Origin of the sequence: Variovorax boronicumulans (genome assembly GCF_019352895.1) — a bacterium.
Classification (GTDB): Bacteria; Pseudomonadota; Gammaproteobacteria; order Burkholderiales; family Burkholderiaceae_C; genus Variovorax; species Variovorax boronicumulans_A.
On record NZ_JAAAFX010000001.1, the window covers coordinates 58,054 to 74,631 of the forward strand.

At 69.8% G+C, this 16,578-nt stretch carries 14 protein-coding genes; 3 read left to right on the top strand and 11 right to left on the bottom strand.

All coding sequences use genetic code 11. From position 1 onward, the window contains the following. Positions 1–7: 7 nt before the first annotated feature. The 9 genes from K0H49_RS00330 to K0H49_RS00370 all read right to left on the bottom strand — a co-directional run bounded on the left by K0H49_RS00330 (position 8) and on the right by K0H49_RS00370 (position 11,305). Positions 8–1,213 carry a ferritin-like domain-containing protein gene (locus K0H49_RS00330; protein WP_219209159.1) on the bottom strand — a complete coding sequence of 402 codons (1,206 nt, stop codon included), beginning with the start codon at positions 1,211–1,213 and terminating at the stop codon, positions 8–10. Next, positions 1,179–2,039: a phosphate/phosphite/phosphonate ABC transporter substrate-binding protein gene (locus tag K0H49_RS00335; protein WP_257624515.1), complete on the bottom strand. Its 861-nt coding sequence runs from the start codon at positions 2,037–2,039 to the stop codon at positions 1,179–1,181. The genes K0H49_RS00330 and K0H49_RS00335 overlap by 35 nt, the downstream gene beginning before the upstream one ends. 184 nt (positions 2,040–2,223) lie before the next feature. Further along, on the bottom strand, positions 2,224–3,339 hold the full coding sequence (locus K0H49_RS00340; RefSeq protein ID WP_219209160.1) for an acyl-CoA dehydrogenase family protein: 1,116 nt from the start codon (positions 3,337–3,339) through the stop codon (positions 2,224–2,226). Between the two features lie 24 nt (positions 3,340–3,363). After that, positions 3,364–4,812 carry an L-seryl-tRNA(Sec) selenium transferase gene (selA, locus tag K0H49_RS00345; protein WP_219209161.1) on the bottom strand — a complete coding sequence of 483 codons (1,449 nt, stop codon included), beginning with the start codon at positions 4,810–4,812 and terminating at the stop codon, positions 3,364–3,366. Further along, the gene (fdhE, locus tag K0H49_RS00350) at positions 4,812–5,846 is read right to left on the bottom strand and encodes a formate dehydrogenase accessory protein FdhE (RefSeq protein ID WP_219209162.1); all 1,035 of its coding nucleotides are present in this window, start codon (positions 5,844–5,846) and stop codon (positions 4,812–4,814) included. The genes selA and fdhE overlap by 1 nt, the downstream gene beginning before the upstream one ends. A 76-nt stretch (positions 5,847–5,922) precedes the next feature. Next, positions 5,923–6,546, bottom strand: a complete 624-nt coding sequence (locus tag K0H49_RS00355) for a formate dehydrogenase subunit gamma (protein WP_219209163.1) — start codon at positions 6,544–6,546, stop codon at positions 5,923–5,925. A gap of 17 nt (positions 6,547–6,563) precedes the next feature. Further along, positions 6,564–7,556, bottom strand: a complete 993-nt coding sequence (fdxH, locus tag K0H49_RS00360; protein ID WP_219209164.1) for a formate dehydrogenase subunit beta — start codon at positions 7,554–7,556, stop codon at positions 6,564–6,566. Between the two features lie 186 nt (positions 7,557–7,742). Beyond that, positions 7,743–10,817: a formate dehydrogenase-N subunit alpha gene (gene fdnG, locus K0H49_RS00365; protein WP_219209165.1), complete on the bottom strand. Its 3,075-nt coding sequence runs from the start codon at positions 10,815–10,817 to the stop codon at positions 7,743–7,745. Between the two features lie 113 nt (positions 10,818–10,930). Next, positions 10,931–11,305 (bottom strand): hypothetical protein, encoded by a 375-nt coding sequence (locus K0H49_RS00370; protein WP_219209166.1) that lies wholly within the window; start codon positions 11,303–11,305, stop codon positions 10,931–10,933. 101 nt (positions 11,306–11,406) lie between these two features. Here K0H49_RS00370 and K0H49_RS00375 point away from each other — a divergent pair, with 101 nt between their 5' ends. From K0H49_RS00375 to K0H49_RS00385, 3 genes are all read left to right on the top strand, one after another. After that, positions 11,407–13,923: an ABC transporter permease gene (locus tag K0H49_RS00375; protein ID WP_219209167.1), complete on the top strand. Its 2,517-nt coding sequence runs from the start codon at positions 11,407–11,409 to the stop codon at positions 13,921–13,923. Between the two features lie 44 nt (positions 13,924–13,967). Beyond that, positions 13,968–14,378: a group II truncated hemoglobin gene (locus K0H49_RS00380; protein ID WP_219209168.1), complete on the top strand. Its 411-nt coding sequence runs from the start codon at positions 13,968–13,970 to the stop codon at positions 14,376–14,378. Between the two features lie 267 nt (positions 14,379–14,645). Continuing rightward, positions 14,646–15,023, top strand: coding sequence for a helicase SNF2 (locus tag K0H49_RS00385; RefSeq protein ID WP_219209169.1), 378 nt, complete (start codon positions 14,646–14,648; stop codon positions 15,021–15,023). Between the two features lie 80 nt (positions 15,024–15,103). Here K0H49_RS00385 and K0H49_RS00390 read toward each other — a convergent pair whose 3' ends face one another. Beyond that, a complete protein-coding gene (locus tag K0H49_RS00390; protein WP_219209170.1) occupies positions 15,104–15,760 on the bottom strand; it encodes a Smr/MutS family protein in 657 nt (218 codons plus the stop codon). A 93-nt stretch (positions 15,761–15,853) separates the two neighbouring features. Next, positions 15,854–16,531, bottom strand: coding sequence for a RadC family protein (gene radC, locus K0H49_RS00395; protein WP_219209171.1), 678 nt, complete (start codon positions 16,529–16,531; stop codon positions 15,854–15,856). Between the last annotated feature and the right edge of the window lie 47 nt (positions 16,532–16,578).

Genomic DNA, 16,578 nt, shown 5'->3' on the forward strand with positions numbered 1-16,578 from the left:
TCCGGCCTCACATGAAGTTGCGCGTGTGCAGGTCGGCCAGGCGATCGGCCTCGGCGCGTTCGAAGCCCAGCCGGCCCAGCCGCGCACGACGGCCTGACGCCATGTCGCGCTGCAGCTGCTGCACGGCCTCGTGGCCGCGCTGGACGGCCGGCAACGTGAGTTCGCCCGCGGCCAGCAGCACCAGGGCGTCGAACACCTCCTCGTTGAGGCCGGCGGTGTGGGCCAGCGCGTCGTAGCGTTGCTCGATCGCGTTGCGCAACCGGATCTGGTAGTCGGGCTCTTCGGCCAGCCGGTACTCGAGATGTGCCATGCCGAAGGCCACGTGCCGCGCCTCGTCGCGCGCGGCCAGCCGGGCGATCTGGCGCGTCACCGGATCGGGTGCGTGCGCGTGCAGGAAGTTCAGCAGGTTGATGAAGCTGCCTTCGCCCAGCACCGACAGCAGGAAGGTCGCGATGGAGAAGTCCGGTGCCTCGAACAGCGTCTGCAGGCTGGCCTGGCCGCCCGCGGTCGACAGCGCCGGGCGGGCGCCGCGCAGCGTCGCGCGCCGCGTGAAGACCTCGATGTGCCGCGCCTCGTCGGCGCACTGCAGCGCCAGCAGCTGCAGCACCTCGCGGTAGTGCGGATGCACCTGGCCCAGGTGGCGGGCGGGCACCAGCAGCGCGGCGTTCTCGTTCTCGATCAGGTAGGTCATGACCTGGACCACGGCCGCCTCGACCGGTGGCGGCAGCTCGAAGGCGGCGTCCCAGTCGACGGCCGTGGCCGGGTCCCATTGCGCCGCTGCGGCCTGCGCATAGAGCTCGCCCGCGGTGGCGGCCCAGAGTTCGTTGCGCCGGTGCAGCGCGAAGGCGAAGGGCGGGCTGCCGGCTTCGACCGTGGCGCCGCGCGCGGCCAGCCCCCAGCCGGCGAGCGCTTCTGCGGCCGGGTCCTGGGCTGCCTCGCCGGTGCGCTGCGCACCGTGCCAGCGGCCTTCGGCCTGCATCGCGCGCGTGATCCGGGCCTGCGGAGGGCCGGACGCATCCCGCAGGATCTGGATGCCGTGGCCTTGCTGCCGGCACCATGCTTCGAGATGCAGTTCCCATGCGGGTGCCGTGCCTTGCACGCGCAACACGGCGCCCGCGGGCAGCTCGGCGAGCGCACGCCGGATCAGCAGCAGGGCCCCCTGCTCGAGGCCCAGCGACTCAATATCGATAGTCGGCGTTGAGGATGCGGCCATCGCGGCTGTAGAAGTTCTCGTTGTCCACCGCGCGTGCGAGCTGCGCGTAGCCGCTGGTGCGGCCGGTGCGCCATTCGCGCAGGCCTTCGAGTTCGAGCAGCGGGCGCACCTGCGGATCGTCCCAGCGCATCGACAGCAGCAGCGTCACGAAGCGCTCGATCAGCCCTTCGGGCGCGCCCGGGCTGGTGGTGAAGTTGCAGTGGTCGAAGGGCGCGGTGTGTGCGATCACGCGCGTGCTGCCCGCGGGCAGCGTGCCGTCGAGGCCGAAGGCCAGGTGGTTGCCCGCGATCAGGCAGCAGGCATCGATCTCGTGGGCCAGCAGCGCGCGCGCCGCATCGCGTTCGCCGCCGATGTGGTCGCCATGCTTGCCGCCCAGCACGTCGAAGCAGCGCAGCGTGAAGTCGTCGCGCTGCACCAGGCCCGCTTCGATGCGCAGATGGTCCAGCGGGATCAGCGTGGCCTGCGGCGAGTCGAGCGCGCCCGCGCCGATCGTCTTGTCGCGCAGGTCGGCGGGGCTCTGGATACCGCTGTCGGTGCGCACCACGATCACCGAGCGCAGGTCGAGGTCGGTGTCGCGCATGGCCACCGAGTGCACCTGCAGGCCCTTGCTGCGCGCGATGCGCTCGGCACGCACCCAGGCCAGCGGCGAGTTCCAGGCAACGTGGATGGCGCCGTCGAACTGCGCTTCCACCTGACGCTCGTAGTTGGAATACAGCACGTAGTCGAAGGGCAGGCCATGCGCCACGAAGAAGGCCTTGAAGCCCTCCCAGATGGTGACGACCTTGGGCGCGTAGGCGACGGCGCCCATCACGAGAATTTCGCTCATCGGAGGCTCCCGGCGTGTTGGGGTATGGGACGGGTTTGCGCAGGCGCGCGCGCATTCGGTGCGAGGCGAGCGCCGCGAAGCCCGTTCGTGAGCGCCCGTGGAGCCGGCTTTGCCGGGCCAACGGGTGCGCCCCCTTGAGGGGGGAGCCGGCTACACGAAGTGAGCAAGAAACGGGGGTGGGCCATCAAAAAAGTGGCAGGCCGGTGATGGCCTTGCCGATGAAGTCGTAGAGCACATCGGAGGTCGGCGCCATCACGCTCGAGGCGCGTGCGTCGCGGAACAGCCGTTCGATGCCGGCCTCCTTGCGGAAGGCCGCACCGCCGCACACGCGCATCGCGATGTCGGTCACCTCGAGCGCGGTCTCGGCCGCGGCGGCCTTGACCTCCAGCACGCGCAGCATGGTGTCGGGCCGGCCCGCGCCGATGGCCGCGACGGTGTCGTCGAGCAGCGCCTGCGCCATGTCGGTCTTGATGCGCGCACGCGCCAGGTAGGCGCGGATGGTCGGCAGGTCGGCCAGCGAGCTGTCGAGGTGCAGGTGGCGCGTCTGCCCCACGTGGCCGATGGCGCGCGACAGCGCACCTTCCATCAGGCCGACCGAGCAGGCCGCGCTCAGCGTGGTGAACCAGGGCAGCACCGCGCCCATCATGGTGTCGAAGCCCTTGCCGTCCTCGCCCAGGCGGTCGCCGGCCCGGAGGCGCACGCCCTTGGCGGTGATCGGCGTCGAGGCGTTGCCGCGCAGGCCCAGGCCGTCGAAGTGGCCGGGTTGGCTCAGGCCGTCGGCCTTGGCGTCGACCAGCCACAGCGTGCTCGCGCCCTCGGCCGCGAGCGGCTTGCTCGACCACACGTAGCTGTCGGCTTCGAAGGCCGAGGTGACCCAGCTCTTGCGCGCATCGAGCACCACGCCATCGCCGTCGCCGCGTGCCGTGCCCGTGGGCGCCCAGAAATGGCTGCGCGAATCGGCTTCGGAGAAGGCGAGGGTGCTCAGGTGCTTGCCCTGGGCGATGGCCTGGCGCACCGGCGTGTCGCCGAGCTGCTCGATCACCGCCGTGGCGCAGTAGTGCATGCAGACGACCATCGCGGTCGACGGGCAGCTCTGCGCGATGCGTGAGACCACCTGCGCGGCTTCGGCCAGGCCCAGCCCCATGCCGCCGACGGAGCTCGCCGACACCAGCCCGAGCAGGCCGGCGTCGCCGAGCGCGCGCAGCACCTCGCGCGGAAAGCGGGCCTCGCTGTCGATGCGCTGGGCCAGCGGTGCCAGGGTGTCGCTCAGGACGGGGGCGAGCAGATCGAGGTGGCGCATCGGTGTCTCCGGTGAGTTGAAAAACTATTGCAACTGTTCGCGCAGCGCGGGCAACTGGGCCACGAAGGGGGCGCTGTCCTCGAGGCAGCGCAGGTCGAGCAGCAGGCGGTCGCCCGCGATGCGACCGATGACCGGCAAGGGCAGCCGGCGCAGCGCCGTGGCCAGCGCCTCGAGCGCGGTGCCCGTGCCTTTCTTGGCCGTGCCTGCGGGCGCCAGCGCCAGGCCGGCCGAGGGCAGGCGTTCGACCGGCAGCGAGCCCGAGCCGATCTGGCCCAGCAGCCCCACCACCTCGACCGTGAAGCGCGGCGCCACGGCCGCAGCGAGCGCGGGCTGCAGCGCTTCGGCCTGCGCGCGGATCGCGTCGGCCGGCCGCGTCAGCAGCCGCAGCGTGGGCAGGTCCTCTGCGAGGCGTTCGGGCCGCAGGTAGAGCATCAGCGTGGCTTCGAGCGCGGCCAGCGGCAGCTTGCTCATGCGCAGCGCGCGCTTCATCGGGTACTTGCGGATGCGGCCGACAGCGGCCTTGCTGCCGACGATCAGCCCGGCCTGCGGGCCGCCCAGCAGCTTGTCGCCGGAGAAGGTCACGACGTCGCAGCCGGCCGCGAGCATCTCCTGCGGCAGCGGCTCGCGCGGCAGGCCGTAGTGCGCGAGGTCGACCAGCGAGCCGCTGCCCAGGTCGGTGGCCAGCGGCACGCCGCGCGCATGGGCGATGCCGGCCAGCGTCCTCTCGTCGACCGCGGCGGTGAAACCCTGCACCGCATAGTTGCTGGTGTGGACCTTCATCACCAGCCCGGTGCGCTCGGTGATCGCGCGTTCGTAGTCGGCCGGGTGCGTGCGGTTGGTGGTGCCGACCTCGACCATCAGTGCGCCCGCGCTGGCCATCACGTCGGGCATGCGGAAGGCGCCGCCGATCTCGACCAGCTCGCCGCGCGAGACGATGACTTCGCGGTCACGCGCGAGCGCGGCGATGGTCAGCAGCACCGCGGCCGCGTTGTTGTTGACCACGGTCGCGGCCTCGGCGCCGGTGATCGTGCACAGCAGGTCCTCGATCAGCGAATCGCGGTCGCCGCGGCCGCCCGAGAGCAGGTCGTACTCGAGGTTGTTGGGCGAGGCCATGACCGTCAGCAGGCGCTGCAATGCGGCATCGGCCAGCACCGCGCGGCCCAGGTTGGTGTGGATCACCGTGCCCGTGAGGTTGAGCACGCCGCGCATGCGCGGGGCCAGGCGCCGTTCGACGCGCCCCGCGAGCGCCTCGGCGAGCCGTGCCGCATCGACGTCGACCAAGGGGAGTTGGCCGGTGAGCGCACGCTGGCGCAGCCCGTCGAGCAGCGCGCGGGCTTCGGTCACGACCAGCGTGCGGCCGTGCGTGGCGAGCAGGGCGGAGGCTGCGTCGGCGCGCAGCAGTTGATCGACAGAAGGCAGATCCTGGGGCCTTGCCGTCGAGCCGTGGACCACGGACTCTTCGGGCGCGGCCATCAGCCGCCTCCGCCGTCGTTGTCGGGGTCGGAATCGGGGTCGCCGAACAGCAGCATCAGGTTGTGCCCGCTGCGTTCGTAGCCCGCGTCGGACACCAGCAGGTCGAGCGTGATGCTGGCCAGGTCGTCGGCCACGGGTTCGACCTCCGGGTCCTTCTCCATCGCGACCTGCTTGAGGTAGTGATGGCAGACGTCGCAGCACTCGGCCTTGGCCGCACCCGGGCGCGCGCCCGTGGCCGGCACCGCGACGCCCGGTTCGGGCGTGAGTGCCTGGAACTGGATGCCCTTGGTGCTTTCACAATGCGTGCACTTGATGCGCACGTAGTGCCACTGGGTGCTGCACAGCGAGCAGTGCAGGTAGCGGAAGCCGCCGTCGTCGGCGCCGATGCGCGTGATGCTGGCCGTGGGCAGGCTGCCGCAGCAGGGGCATTCGGTGCCGGGGTCGGTGTGGCCGAACACGCGTTCGCCGTGGGTGTCGGCGGTCTGCAGGGCCAGGTGCGCCCAGTAGGTCTGCAGGCCCGCGGCGATCAGCGGCGCGGCCGCGAGGTCCAGGCCCAGCGTGATCCGGCGCGACAGCCGGTCGGCCTGGGCGTCGATCCACTCGGCCGGGCTGGCGAGCAGGCGCTCGGCCGTGTCCCGCACCGGGCCCGCCTGGAGCGGTGCCGCGAACAGCGTGAGCACGCGGCGCAGCGTGGCCTGCCATGCCGGGTCGCGCGGCCAGCCGAAGGCGGGCATCGGCGGCTTCAGGGCCTTGGCCGCGGCCGCGCAGGCAGAGGCATCGGGCACCGCGACCCGCGGATGGTCCTGCAGCGCCTGGTGCTGCGCCACGGCCAGGTCGGCCACGAACAGCAGGTACTCGCGCATCGGGTGCGAGGCGGCCAGCTGACGCAGCCGCAACTGCCGATCGGAGAACACCAGGGCCCGCACCGGCAGTCGCACGAACGGCATCTGCCGTCCGGCCTGCATGGCGATTTCCTCGGGGCTGAGAACGCGCGTGCTGCGCACGGGCGCCGGGCTGCTGTCGGGGCGGGTCATGCGATGCACTCTACAGCGCCTGGGGCGCCGCGGGTTGAGCGGAAACCAGAGGTCGTGGCCGGATGCGCGATACGGATCACCGGTCTCTTGTCATCTTGCGATGCCACAGCGGATGGTTGAGCCTGGACCAGCCCTCGGTGACCGTGCCGCGTGTCATCGCGCGCAACGTTCCCTTGACCCAGATCGCTGCATAGATGTGCGTGATGACCGAGAGGATCAGCACCACCGCCGACACCGAATGCACCAGCACCGCGATGCGCCGCACCGTGATCGGGAAGAAGTGGACGAACCACGGACTCCAGAACATGAAGCCCGTCACGAACAGCAGCAGCAGGCTCAGGCCGAAGGCCCAGAACACCAGCTTCTGGCCGGCGTTGTACTTGCCCACGGGTGGCATCGAGGACTTGTCGCCCGCGAGCATCTTGGGCGCGTTGGCGATCCATTCGCGGTCGCTGCGGTCCAGCAGGTTCTCGCGCCACATGGTGAAGAACAGGAACACGAAGCCCAGCACCATCGCCACGCCCATGAAGGGGTGCAGGATGCGCGTCCAGGGGCCGCCACCGAACAGCGCGCTGAAGAAGAACAGCGAGGGATGGAAGAAGGCCAGGCCCGAGAGCGCGGCGGCGAAGAACATCAGCGCGACAAACCAGTGGTTCATGCGCGTGGCGTCGCGGTAGCGGCGGAGGTATCGCTGGGTCATCGCATGCTCCTTGAGGCTCAGGCGCGCGGGCGGCCGTCGGGCGCCGCGTCACGCGGCGAAGGGTCGACCGGTGTCACGACCACGCCGTGCTCGGGCGGGGCCTCGATGATCACCACGTCGCCGTCGTCGTCCTCGGTGCCCTTGTCTTCCTTGGCCTCGATCGGTCCGACCTTCATGTAGTGGAAGAAGCTGCCGACCACCGCGCCCACCATCGCGAACACCGCGAGCGGCTTGGCCACGCCCTTCCACAGCGAGACCAGCGGGCTGATCTTCGGATTCGTGGGCAGGTTGCTGTAGAGCCCGGGGCGGTCGGCATGCTGCAGCACATACATCACGTGCGTGCCGCCCACGCCGGCCGGGTCGTAGACGCCCGCGTTGGCGAAGCCGCGGTCCTTGAGGTCGACGATGCGCTCCGAGGCGTACTCGTGCATCGCGTCCTTGGTGCCGAAGTGGATCGCCCCCGTGGGGCAGGCCTTGACGCAGGCCGGCTCCAGGCCCACGCCCACGCGGTCCGAGCACAGCGAGCACTTGTAGGCCTTGTTGTCGGTCTTGCTGATGCGCGGCACGTCGAAGGGGCAGCCGGTCACGCAGTTGCCGCAGCCCACGCAGTGCTCGCTGATGAAGTCGACGATGCCGTTGCTGTACTTGACGATGGCGCCGGGCGCGGGGCAGGCCTTGAGGCAGCCTGGATCCTCGCAATGCATGCAGCCGTCCTTGCGGATCAGCCACTCGAGCTTGCCCGGCTCGGGCTCGACTTCGGCGAAGCGCATCACGGTCCAGGAGTCGGGCGTGAGGTCGTTCGGATTGTTGTAGCTGCCGCCCACGTCGCCGATCTCGTCGCGCAGGTCGTTCCACTGCATGCACGCGACCTGGCAGGCCTTGCAGCCGATGCAGGTCGAGACGTCGATCAGCTTGGCGACCTCCTGCACCTGCGGGCGGCTGCGCGCATGCGGCGAAGGCGTGGTGGTGGCCGAGCGGGCGGCGATGTCGAGGGTTTGAAGGGAGGACATCAGCGGCTCCGGATCTGGTCTTGTTCCCTCTCCCTTCGGGAGAGGGGCAGGGTGAGGGCCGCGGCCGTATCACCGTCGTGTGCCTGGCCATCGCTGCAGGCCCTCACCCCCGCCCTCTCCCGGAGGGAGAGGGGGCAAGTCAGGGATGCGGGTCGTGAGAGAACGGGGAAAAGGCGGTGTGTCATCTCATGCCTTCTCGATGTTCACCGTGAACGACTTGTACTCGGGCGTCTGCGTGTTCGCATCGCCCACGAAGGGCGTCAGCGTGTTCACCAGGTAGCCCGGCTTCGCGAGGCCGATGAAGCCCCAGTGGTTGGGCAGCCCGACCGTGTGCACCGTTCGGCCGTCCACCTGCAGCGCGTTGATGCGCTTGCTCACCAGCGCCACCGCCTTGATGAAGCCGCGCTTGCTGCTGACCTTGACCCAGCTGCCGTTCTCGATGCCTTTCTCCTTCGCCAGTTCCTCGCCGATCTCGACGAACTGCTGCGGCTGAATGATGGCCGAGGTGCGCACGTTCTTGGTCCAGTAGTGGAAGTGCTCGGTGAGCCGGTAGCTGGTCGCCACGTACGGGAAGTCCTTGGGCACGCCCAGCCGTTCGAGGTCGCCCTGGAAGATGCGCGCCGCGGGGTTGGCGCGCGCCACCTCGCTCTTCGGGTGCATCAGGTTGTTGACCAGCGGCGACTCGAAGGGTTCGTAGTGCTCGGGCAGCGGGCCCTCGGCCATGCCGGTGGGCGCGAACAGCCGGGCCACGCCCTCGGCGGTCATGATGAAGGGCCGCACCGCGTCGGCGTCCATCGGATTCGCGTCGGGCCGGATGTCGGGCACGTCCGAGCCGCTCCAGGCCTTGCCGTCCCAGCGCACCAGCGTGCGTTTGGGAATCCAGGGCTGGCCGGTGGTCGGGTCGACCGAGGCCGCGTTGTAGATGATGCGGCGGTTGGCCGGCCAGGCCCAGGTCCAGTTGAGGGCCTGGCCGATGCCGTACGGATCGGCGTTGTCGCGCCGCGCCATCTGGTTGCCGGCCTGGGTCCAGGCACCCGAGTAGATCCAGCAGCCCGAGGCCGTGCTGCCGTCGTCGCGCAGCAGGCCGAAACCCGAGAGCTGCTCGCCGGCCCTGGCCAGCACCTTGGTCGGGTCCTTGGGGTCGAGCAGGTCGGTCAGCGCCTTGCCGTTGTATTCCATCGCCAGCTCCTGGGGGGAGGGCGCGTGCGGAATCTTGTAGGGCCAGGTCAGGTTGACGATCGGGTCCGGGAAGGCGCCACCGTCCTTGGCATAGGCGGCGCGGATGCGGCTGAACAGGCCGGCGACGATCTCGATGTCGGGAATCGCCTCGCCCGGCGGCTCGGCGCCTTTCCAGTGCCACTGCAGCCAGCGGCTCGAGTTGGTCAGGGAGCCTTCTTCTTCGGCGAAGCAGGTCGAGGGCAGCCGGAACACCGTGGTCTGGATGTCGGCGGTCTTCACGTCGTTGAAGTCGCCGAAGTTGCGCCAGAACTCGCTGGTCTCGGTGATCAGCGGATCGATCGTGACCAGGAACTTGAGCTTGGACAGCCCGTCGACGATCTTCTTCTTGTCCGGGAACGATCCGACCGGGTTGAAGCCCTGGCAGATGTAGCCGTTCATCGCGCCCTTGTTCATGAGCTCGAAGGCCTGCAGCACGTCGTAGAGCTTGTCGATCTTGGGCAGGTAGTGGAAGGCCCAGTCGTTCTCGGCCTTGGCCGCGTTGCCCCACCACGACTTCTGCATGCTGACGAAGAACTTGGGATAGTTCTGCCAGTAGCTCATCTGGTTGGGCCGCAGCGGCTTGAGCGCGCGGGTCTTGTAGTAGGTCTCGAGCGACTGCTCGCCATCGCGCGCCAGCGACATGTAGCCCGGCAGCGAGTTCGACAGCAGGCCCAGGTCGGTCAGGCCCTGGATGTTGCTGTGGCCGCGCAGCGCGTTCATGCCGCCGCCCGCGACGCCGATGTTGCCCAGCAGCAGCTGCATGATGGCCGCGGTGCGGATCATCTGCGAGCCGGTGCTGTGCTGCGTCCAGCCCAGGGCGTACATCACGGTCATCGTGCGGTTCGACACGCTGGTGCTCGCGATGTACTCGCAGACCTTGAGGAACTTGTCCTGCGGCGTGCCCGTGATGCGGCTCACCAGCTCGGGCGTGTAGCGCGCGTAGTGGCGCTTCATGACCTGCAGCACGCACTGCGGGTCCTGCATGGTCATGTCGACCTTGGCCATGCCCGCCTCGTCGAGCGCATAGCCCCAGGACTTGGGGTCGTAGTTGCGCTTGTCGGCGTTGTATCCGCTGAACAGGCCGTCCTCGAAGGTGTAGTCAGGCCCGACGATGAAGGTCGCGTTGGTGTAGTGCCGGACGTACTCGGTCTGGATCTTGTTGTTGGACAGCAGGTAGTTCAGCACGCCCGCGAGGAAGGCGATGTCCGAGCCGGCGCGCACCGGCGCGTAGTAGTCGGCCATGGCCGCCGAGCGTGTGAAGCGCGGGTCGACCACGACCAGCCGCGCCTTGTTCTGCTTCTTGGCCTCGATCACCCACTTGAAACCGCACGGATGCGCTTCCGCGGCGTTGCCCCCCATGATCAGCACGACATCCGCGTTCTGGATGTCCTGCCAGTGGTTGGTCATTGCGCCTCTGCCGAACGTCGGGGCCAGACTGGCCACCGTCGGTCCGTGTCAAACGCGTGCCTGGTTGTCGAAGACCAGCATCCCGAGCGAGCGGAATGCCTTGTGGGTGATGTAGCCGGTTTCGTTGGAGGAGGCCGATGCGCACAGCATGCCGGTGCTGGTCCAGCGGTTGACCACCGCGCCCGCGGCGTTGGTCGGCTGGAAGTTGGCGTCGCGGTCGGCCTTGAGCAGCTTGGCGATGCGGTCGAAGGCCGAATCCCAGCTGATGCGCTTCCACTCGTTGCTGCCGGCCTCGCGCACCTCGGGGTACTTCAGGCGGTTCGGGCTGTGCACGAAGTCGAGCAGCCCGGCGCCCTTGGGGCACAGCGTGCCGCGGTTCACCGGGTGGTCCGGGTCGCCCTCGATGTGCAGCACGTCGGCCACCACGTTCTTGGCCTTGTCGCCCAGGCTGTACATGATGATCCCGCAGCCCACCGAGCAGTAGGGGCAGGTGTTGCGCGTCTCGGTGGTGCGGGCCAGCTTGAAGTTGCGGGCCTCGGCCAGCGCGGCGGTGGGCGAGAAGCCCAGCACCACCATGCTGGAGCCGACCAGCCCGGCCCCGCTGACGCGGAAGAATTGGCGGCGGCTCATGTCCATGACAGAACCTCCTGTGGCAGTGCGGTGTGTTTCATCGTGGTCTTTTTTTGAAGTCGTCAGGAATCACAAATCACAAGGGCCAGGCCAGGCGCCGCCGGCCTGTCAGGTCTTCTTCATTTGGGCGGAGAGGCGGCGGCGGGTGCCGGTGCGCTGCGGCCATCGCCGCCGGTCGGGGCCGCGGGGCCGGCGCCACCGGAGGCCGACCCGCCCTGGTTGTCGGTCATGCCGCCGATCGCGGTGCCGCCTTCGGCAGGGCCTTTCTGGGGGGCGGCCGTGGCCACCTGGTCGCCCGAGGGCGCGGCCTTGATGCCGGCGGGGTAGCTGCTGGAGGGGGGGCCGCCCGATGCCGCGGTCGGGCCTTCGCCGGCGATGCTGGCCGCGGGCTTGGGCGGCGACGACGGCTTGCGGTCGCAACCGGCGAGTGCCGCGGCGGCGACCAGCGCCAGGACGGCGGCGGTCTTCGGACCGCAGGGACATCGAGGGATCACGGCGTGCTCCTTTGCGTCACAGTTTAGCGACACATCATCGCCCCTGACCATCTATACCCTACTAGGGTGGACCCGTACCGGCGTCGGCTATCGTCGGCCCTATGAACTCTTCTCTTCGCCTGGGTTGGCGCACGCTCTGGCGCGACCTGCGTGCCGGCGAACTGCGCCTGTTGATCGTCGCGGTGGTGCTGGCCGTGGCCGCGCTCACCGCCGTGGGTTTCTTTGCCGACCGCCTCAAGGGCGGCTTGCAGCGCGATGCGCGCCAGCTGCTGGGCGGCGATGCGGTGCTGACCAGCGACAACCCCACGCCGGCCGCCTTCATCGCGCGCGCCCAGGCGCTGGGCCTCGAGTCGACCACCACCTACGGTTTTCCGACGATGGCGCGCGCCAGCGATGCGCAGGGCGGTGCCAGCAAGCTGGTGTCGCTCAAGGCCGTGACCGCCGGCTATCCCCTGCGCGGCAACGTGCAGGTGGCGGCGTCGAGCGAGGGCAAGGGCGCGGTCACGCGCGAGGTGCCGGCGCCGGGCGAAGTGTGGGTCGATCCGCCGCTGCTCGATGCGCTGGGCCTGAAGATCGGCGACACGCTGCTGCTGGGCGACGCCGGCCTGCGCGTGAGCCGCGTGATCACGCTCGAGCCCGACCGCGGCGGCGGCTTCGCGAGCTTCTCGCCGCGCGTGATGCTCAACCAGGCCGACGTGGCCCGCACCGCGCTCGTGCAGCCGGCCAGCCGTGTCAGCTACCGCTTCGCGGTGGCCGGCAGCGATCGCGCGGTCAAGGCCTTCAGCGACGAGACCGACGCCAGCCTCAAGAAGGGCGAGCTGCGCGGTGCGCGGCTCGAGTCCCTGGAAAGCGGCCGGCCCGAGATGCGCCAGACGCTGGACCGCGCCGAGAAATTCCTCAACCTGGTGGCGTTGCTCGCCGCGCTGCTGAGCGCCGTGGCCGTGGCGCTGGCCGCGCGCGGCTTCGCGGCCAGCCACCTCGACGACTGCGCCATGCTGCGCGTGCTGGGCCAGAGCCAGCGCACCATCGCGGGTGCCTATGCCTTCGAGTTCGCGATCGTCGGGCTGGTGGCCAGCGGCTTGGGCGTTGCGATCGGCTTCGGCGTGCACTACGCCTTCGTGCTGCTGCTGGCAGGGCTGGTCGAGACCGCGCTGCCCGCGCCCACGCTGTGGCCCGTGGCCTTCGGCCTGGGCATGGGCCTGGTGCTGCTGTTCACCTTCGGCCTGCCGCCGGTGCTGCAGCTGGCCAAGGTGCCGCCGCTGCGCGTGATCCGGCGCGACGTGGGCGGGCTCAAGCCGGCTTCGCTCGCGGTGCTGGGCATCGGTGCGGCGGGCTTCGTCGCCATGCTGCTGGCGGCCAGCAGCGACCTCAAGCTCGGGCTGATCGCGGTCGGCGGCTTCGCGGGCGCGGTGGCGGTGTTCGCCGTGCTCAGCTGGGTGGCGGTCAAGGTGCTGCGCCGCAGCGTCAACGAGACCACCGCGCCGCGCTGGCTGGTGCTGGCCACGCGCCAGATCTCGGCGCGGCCGGCCTATGCGGTGGTGCAGGTCAGCGCGCTGGCGGTGGGCCTGCTGGCGCTGGTGCTGCTGGTGCTGCTGCGCACCGACCTGGTGGCGAGCTGGCGCAAGGCCACGCCGCCCGATGCGCCCAACCGCTTCGTGATCAACGTGATGCCCGACCAGAGCGAGGCCTTCCAGAAGTCGCTGCGCGACGGCGGCGTGTCGAACTTCGACTGGTACCCGATGATCCGCGGCCGGCTGGTCGCCATCAACGACAAGCCGGTGACGCCCGACGACTACACCGAGGACCGCGCCAAGCGCCTGGTCGACCGCGAGTTCAACCTGAGCAACAGCGCCGAGGCGCCGCCGCACAACGGCATCACCGCCGGCGCCTGGACACCGGGCGCCAAGGACGAGGTCAGCGTGGAGGAAGGCCTGGCCGAGACGCTGGGCCTGAAGCTCGGCGACACGCTGCGCTTCGACATCGGCGGCATGCAGAACGATGCGCACATCACCTCGCTGCGCAAGGTCGACTGGGGTTCGCTGCACGCCAACTTCTTCGTGATGTACACCGTGGCCTCGCTGCCCGACGTGCCCGTGACTTACATGGGCGCCTTCCGCGCGCCCGAGACGCCGGGCTTCGACAACGCGCTGGTGCGGACCTATCCCAACGTCACCAACGTCGACATGAGCGCCACCATCGGCCAGGTGCAGCGCGTGCTCGACCAGGTGATCCGCGCGGTCGAGTTTCTGTTCGGCTTCACGCTGGCCGCCGGGCTGGTGGTGCTATTCGCGGCCGTCACGGCCACGCGCGAGGAGCGGGCGCGCGAGTTCGCCGTGATGCGCGCCGTGGGCGCGCGCGCCAGCCTGCTGCGCCAGGTGCAGCGCGCCGAACTGGTGGGCGTGGGCCTGCTGGCCGGTTTCCTGGCCAGCATCGCCGCCTCGGCCATCGGCTGGGGTCTGGCGCGCTATGTGTTCGATTTCAGCTGGACCGCTTCGCCGCTGGTGCCGCTGGCCGGTGCGGCGGCAGGTGCGGTGCTGGCGCTGGCGGCCGGCTGGTGGGGGCTGCGCGAGGTGTTGAACCGCCCGGTGGTCGACACGCTGCGCCGGGCCGCTGAATAGGTCTGCGCTCGCAGGGGCAGGCCCGGCCCCCGACAATCCGGGCCATGCAAATCCAGGACAAACCCAAGTTCGACACGCCCTTCGAATGGATCGGCGGCGAGGCCGCCGTCGATGCGCTGGTCACGCGCTTCTATGACCTGATGGACCTCGAGCCCGCCTACGCGCGGCTGCGCGCCGTGCACGGCAGCTCGCTGGACAACGCGCGCCAGCGGCTGTTCTGGTTCCTCTGCGGCTGGCTGGGCGGGCCGCAGCACTACACCGACCGCTTCGGCCACCCGATGCTGCGGGCGCGCCACATGCCGCAGAGCATCGGGGGCCATGCCATCGGCATCGCCGAGCGCGACCAGTGGCTGGCCTGCATGGACCAGGCCATGGGCGAAACCGGCGTCGACGAGGCACTGCGCGCCCGGCTGCGCGATTCCTTCTTCAAGACCGCGGACTGGATGCGTCACTGAACCGCTATTTCGTCGGTCGCGAACAATCTGTTACCTCGCTGGCGGTGCCTACTGAGACATTGTTCCCGTTTCGTGAACACCGCGTATCATTTCCTTAAGGGTTTCTACTTAGGAGCTGGGTTAAGATTCGTCCAACAGAGCAGAAAGCATCAAGAAAGAAGCAACTGCTCTGGGTGAGCTTGGCACCGAGCGCGGCGGCCGCCCCCGAAAGGGACGACGCCTCCCCGATACCGGTTCGAATCATCCCTACCCAATAAGGAAACTGAAATGAAGACCTCGAAGATCCTGGCTGTTGCCGCCCTGTCCCTGCTGACCATCGCTGGTGCCCAAGCCGAAACGTACCAAGGCGTGCAGACCGTGAACTCGGTGCGCACCCGTGCCGCCGTGGCTGCCGAAGCCCAAGCCACCGCCCGTGCCGGCAACATCTACAGCGACGCAGCCTTCGCTGGCGTGGCACCGGCCCTGACGAACAGCATCGACCGCGCCACGGTCAGCCGTCAAGCCGTGCAGACCGCCCGCCTGGGCAACATCTACGGTGACAACGCTTCGGCCGGCGTCCTGTCGGTGGCCGGCAGCCGCCTCGACCGCGCCACGGTGCAGGCCGAAGCCCGCGCCGCCGCACGCAGCAACAGCGCTTCGATGTAAGCAGTCACCAGCGGGGCCCAGCCCCTCTGCGAAGCCCGCCGCCCTTCAGGCCGCGGGCTTTTTTCATGGAGCGGCCCCGGTCAGCGCTTGCTGGGGCAGAGCAGCACCACCAGGGCGCCGGCGCCGCCTTCGGCCGGCTTGGCCTGCACGAAGGCCAGCACCTCGCTCTTCTGGATCAACCAGCGCTGGGTCTTGGTCTTGAGCACCGGCTGCTTGCCGGGCGAGCCCAGGCCCTTGCCGTGCACCACGCGCACGCAGCGCAGCCCCTGCTTGAAGGCGGTACGGATGAAGGCGCCCAGGGCCTCGCGCGCCTCGTCGCTGCGCAGGCCGTGCAGGTCGACTTCGCGCTGGATGGTCCATTCGCCCGCGCGCAGCTTGCGCGTGACGTCGGTGCCGATGCCGGGGCGGCGGAAGCTCATGGCGTCGTCGACGTCGAGCAGCGTGCTCACGTCGAACTCGTCGGAGAGCGACTCGCGCAGCACGCGCTGCTCGTCGAGTTGGTGCTGCACCGGGATCGGGGCGGGCGGCTCGGGAGAGAGCGGCACCGCGGCCACACGCTTGAGCGGCTGGGTCGCGCCGATGGCCCGGCTGAACAGGTCCTGCTCGGCCAGCCGTTTCTTCTCGGCGATGGCGCGCTCGGCCGCCGCCGCCGCTTCGCGTGCGCGGGTTTCGGCCAGGGTGCGTTGCACCTGCTGCAGGTCGGCAAGGCTTTTGAGGGGGCTGCTGGAACGTGGCATGGCGAGACGGCTTTCAGGCGGGGAGCAGGGCGTCGGTGCACACGCCGATACCCATTGTCCCCGCATCGTACGCAAGGCCGGCCGGGGCCGGCGTCAGAGCAGCCCGCGTTGCGCCATCGACAGGCTTTGGCCACGCGCCACGACCAGGTGGTCGAGCACGCGCACGTCGACCAGCGCGAGCGCGGTCTTGAGCGTCTGGGTGAGCGCCTCGTCCGCGCGTGAAGGCTCCACACCGCCGCTGGGGTGGTTGTGGGCCAGCACCACGGCCGCGGCATGGTGGTGCAGCGCGCGCAGCACCACTTCGCGCGGGTAGACGCTGGTCTGCGTGAGCGTGCCGCGGAACAGCTCCTCCATCGCGATCAGCCGGTGCTGGGCGTCGAGGAACAGCACCGCGAACACCTCGTGCGGGCGCGAGCCGATGTGCAGCTGCAGGTAGTGGGCGACCGCTTCCGGCGAATCGAACACCGCGCGCTCCCTGAGCCGCTCGGCCATCGCGCGGCGCGCGAGCTCCAGCACGGCGCTGAGTTCGGCGCGCTTGGCCGGGCCGCCCAGGCCCTTGACGGCCTTGAGCGCCGCGGTGTCGGTCTGCAGCAGGCCGGCGATGCCGCCGAAGGTGTCGAGCAGTTCCTGCGCCAGCTGCAGCACGTTCTTCCCGGCCATGCCGGTGCGCAGCAGCAGGGCCAGCAGCTCGGCGTCGCCCAGCGCCGATGCGCCGCGGGCGAGCAGCTTCTCGCGCGGTCTGGCTTGCGCAGGCAGATCCTTGAAAGACATGGCGCAGACGGGGCTTGGGCCCCACTCCCTAAAATGGCGGGTCCAGT

Coding starts and splice junctions, on each gene's coding strand:
- K0H49_RS00375 (WP_219209167.1), top strand. CDS start 11,407: ATGAACTCTTCTCTTCGCCTGGGTTGGCGCACGCTCTGGCGCGACCTG.
- K0H49_RS00330 (WP_219209159.1), bottom strand. CDS start 1,213: ATGGCCGCATCCTCAACGCCGACTATCGATATTGAGTCGCTGGGCCTC.
- fdxH (WP_219209164.1), bottom strand. CDS start 7,556: ATGTCCTCCCTTCAAACCCTCGACATCGCCGCCCGCTCGGCCACCACC.
- K0H49_RS00390 (WP_219209170.1), bottom strand. CDS start 15,760: ATGCCACGTTCCAGCAGCCCCCTCAAAAGCCTTGCCGACCTGCAGCAG.
- K0H49_RS00380 (WP_219209168.1), top strand. CDS start 13,968: ATGCAAATCCAGGACAAACCCAAGTTCGACACGCCCTTCGAATGGATC.
- K0H49_RS00335 (WP_257624515.1), bottom strand. CDS start 2,039: ATGAGCGAAATTCTCGTGATGGGCGCCGTCGCCTACGCGCCCAAGGTC.
- radC (WP_219209171.1), bottom strand. CDS start 16,531: ATGTCTTTCAAGGATCTGCCTGCGCAAGCCAGACCGCGCGAGAAGCTG.
- K0H49_RS00340 (WP_219209160.1), bottom strand. CDS start 3,339: ATGCGCCACCTCGATCTGCTCGCCCCCGTCCTGAGCGACACCCTGGCA.
- selA (WP_219209161.1), bottom strand. CDS start 4,812: ATGGCCGCGCCCGAAGAGTCCGTGGTCCACGGCTCGACGGCAAGGCCC.
- K0H49_RS00355 (WP_219209163.1), bottom strand. CDS start 6,546: ATGACCCAGCGATACCTCCGCCGCTACCGCGACGCCACGCGCATGAAC.
- K0H49_RS00385 (WP_219209169.1), top strand. CDS start 14,646: ATGAAGACCTCGAAGATCCTGGCTGTTGCCGCCCTGTCCCTGCTGACC.
- fdhE (WP_219209162.1), bottom strand. CDS start 5,846: ATGACCCGCCCCGACAGCAGCCCGGCGCCCGTGCGCAGCACGCGCGTT.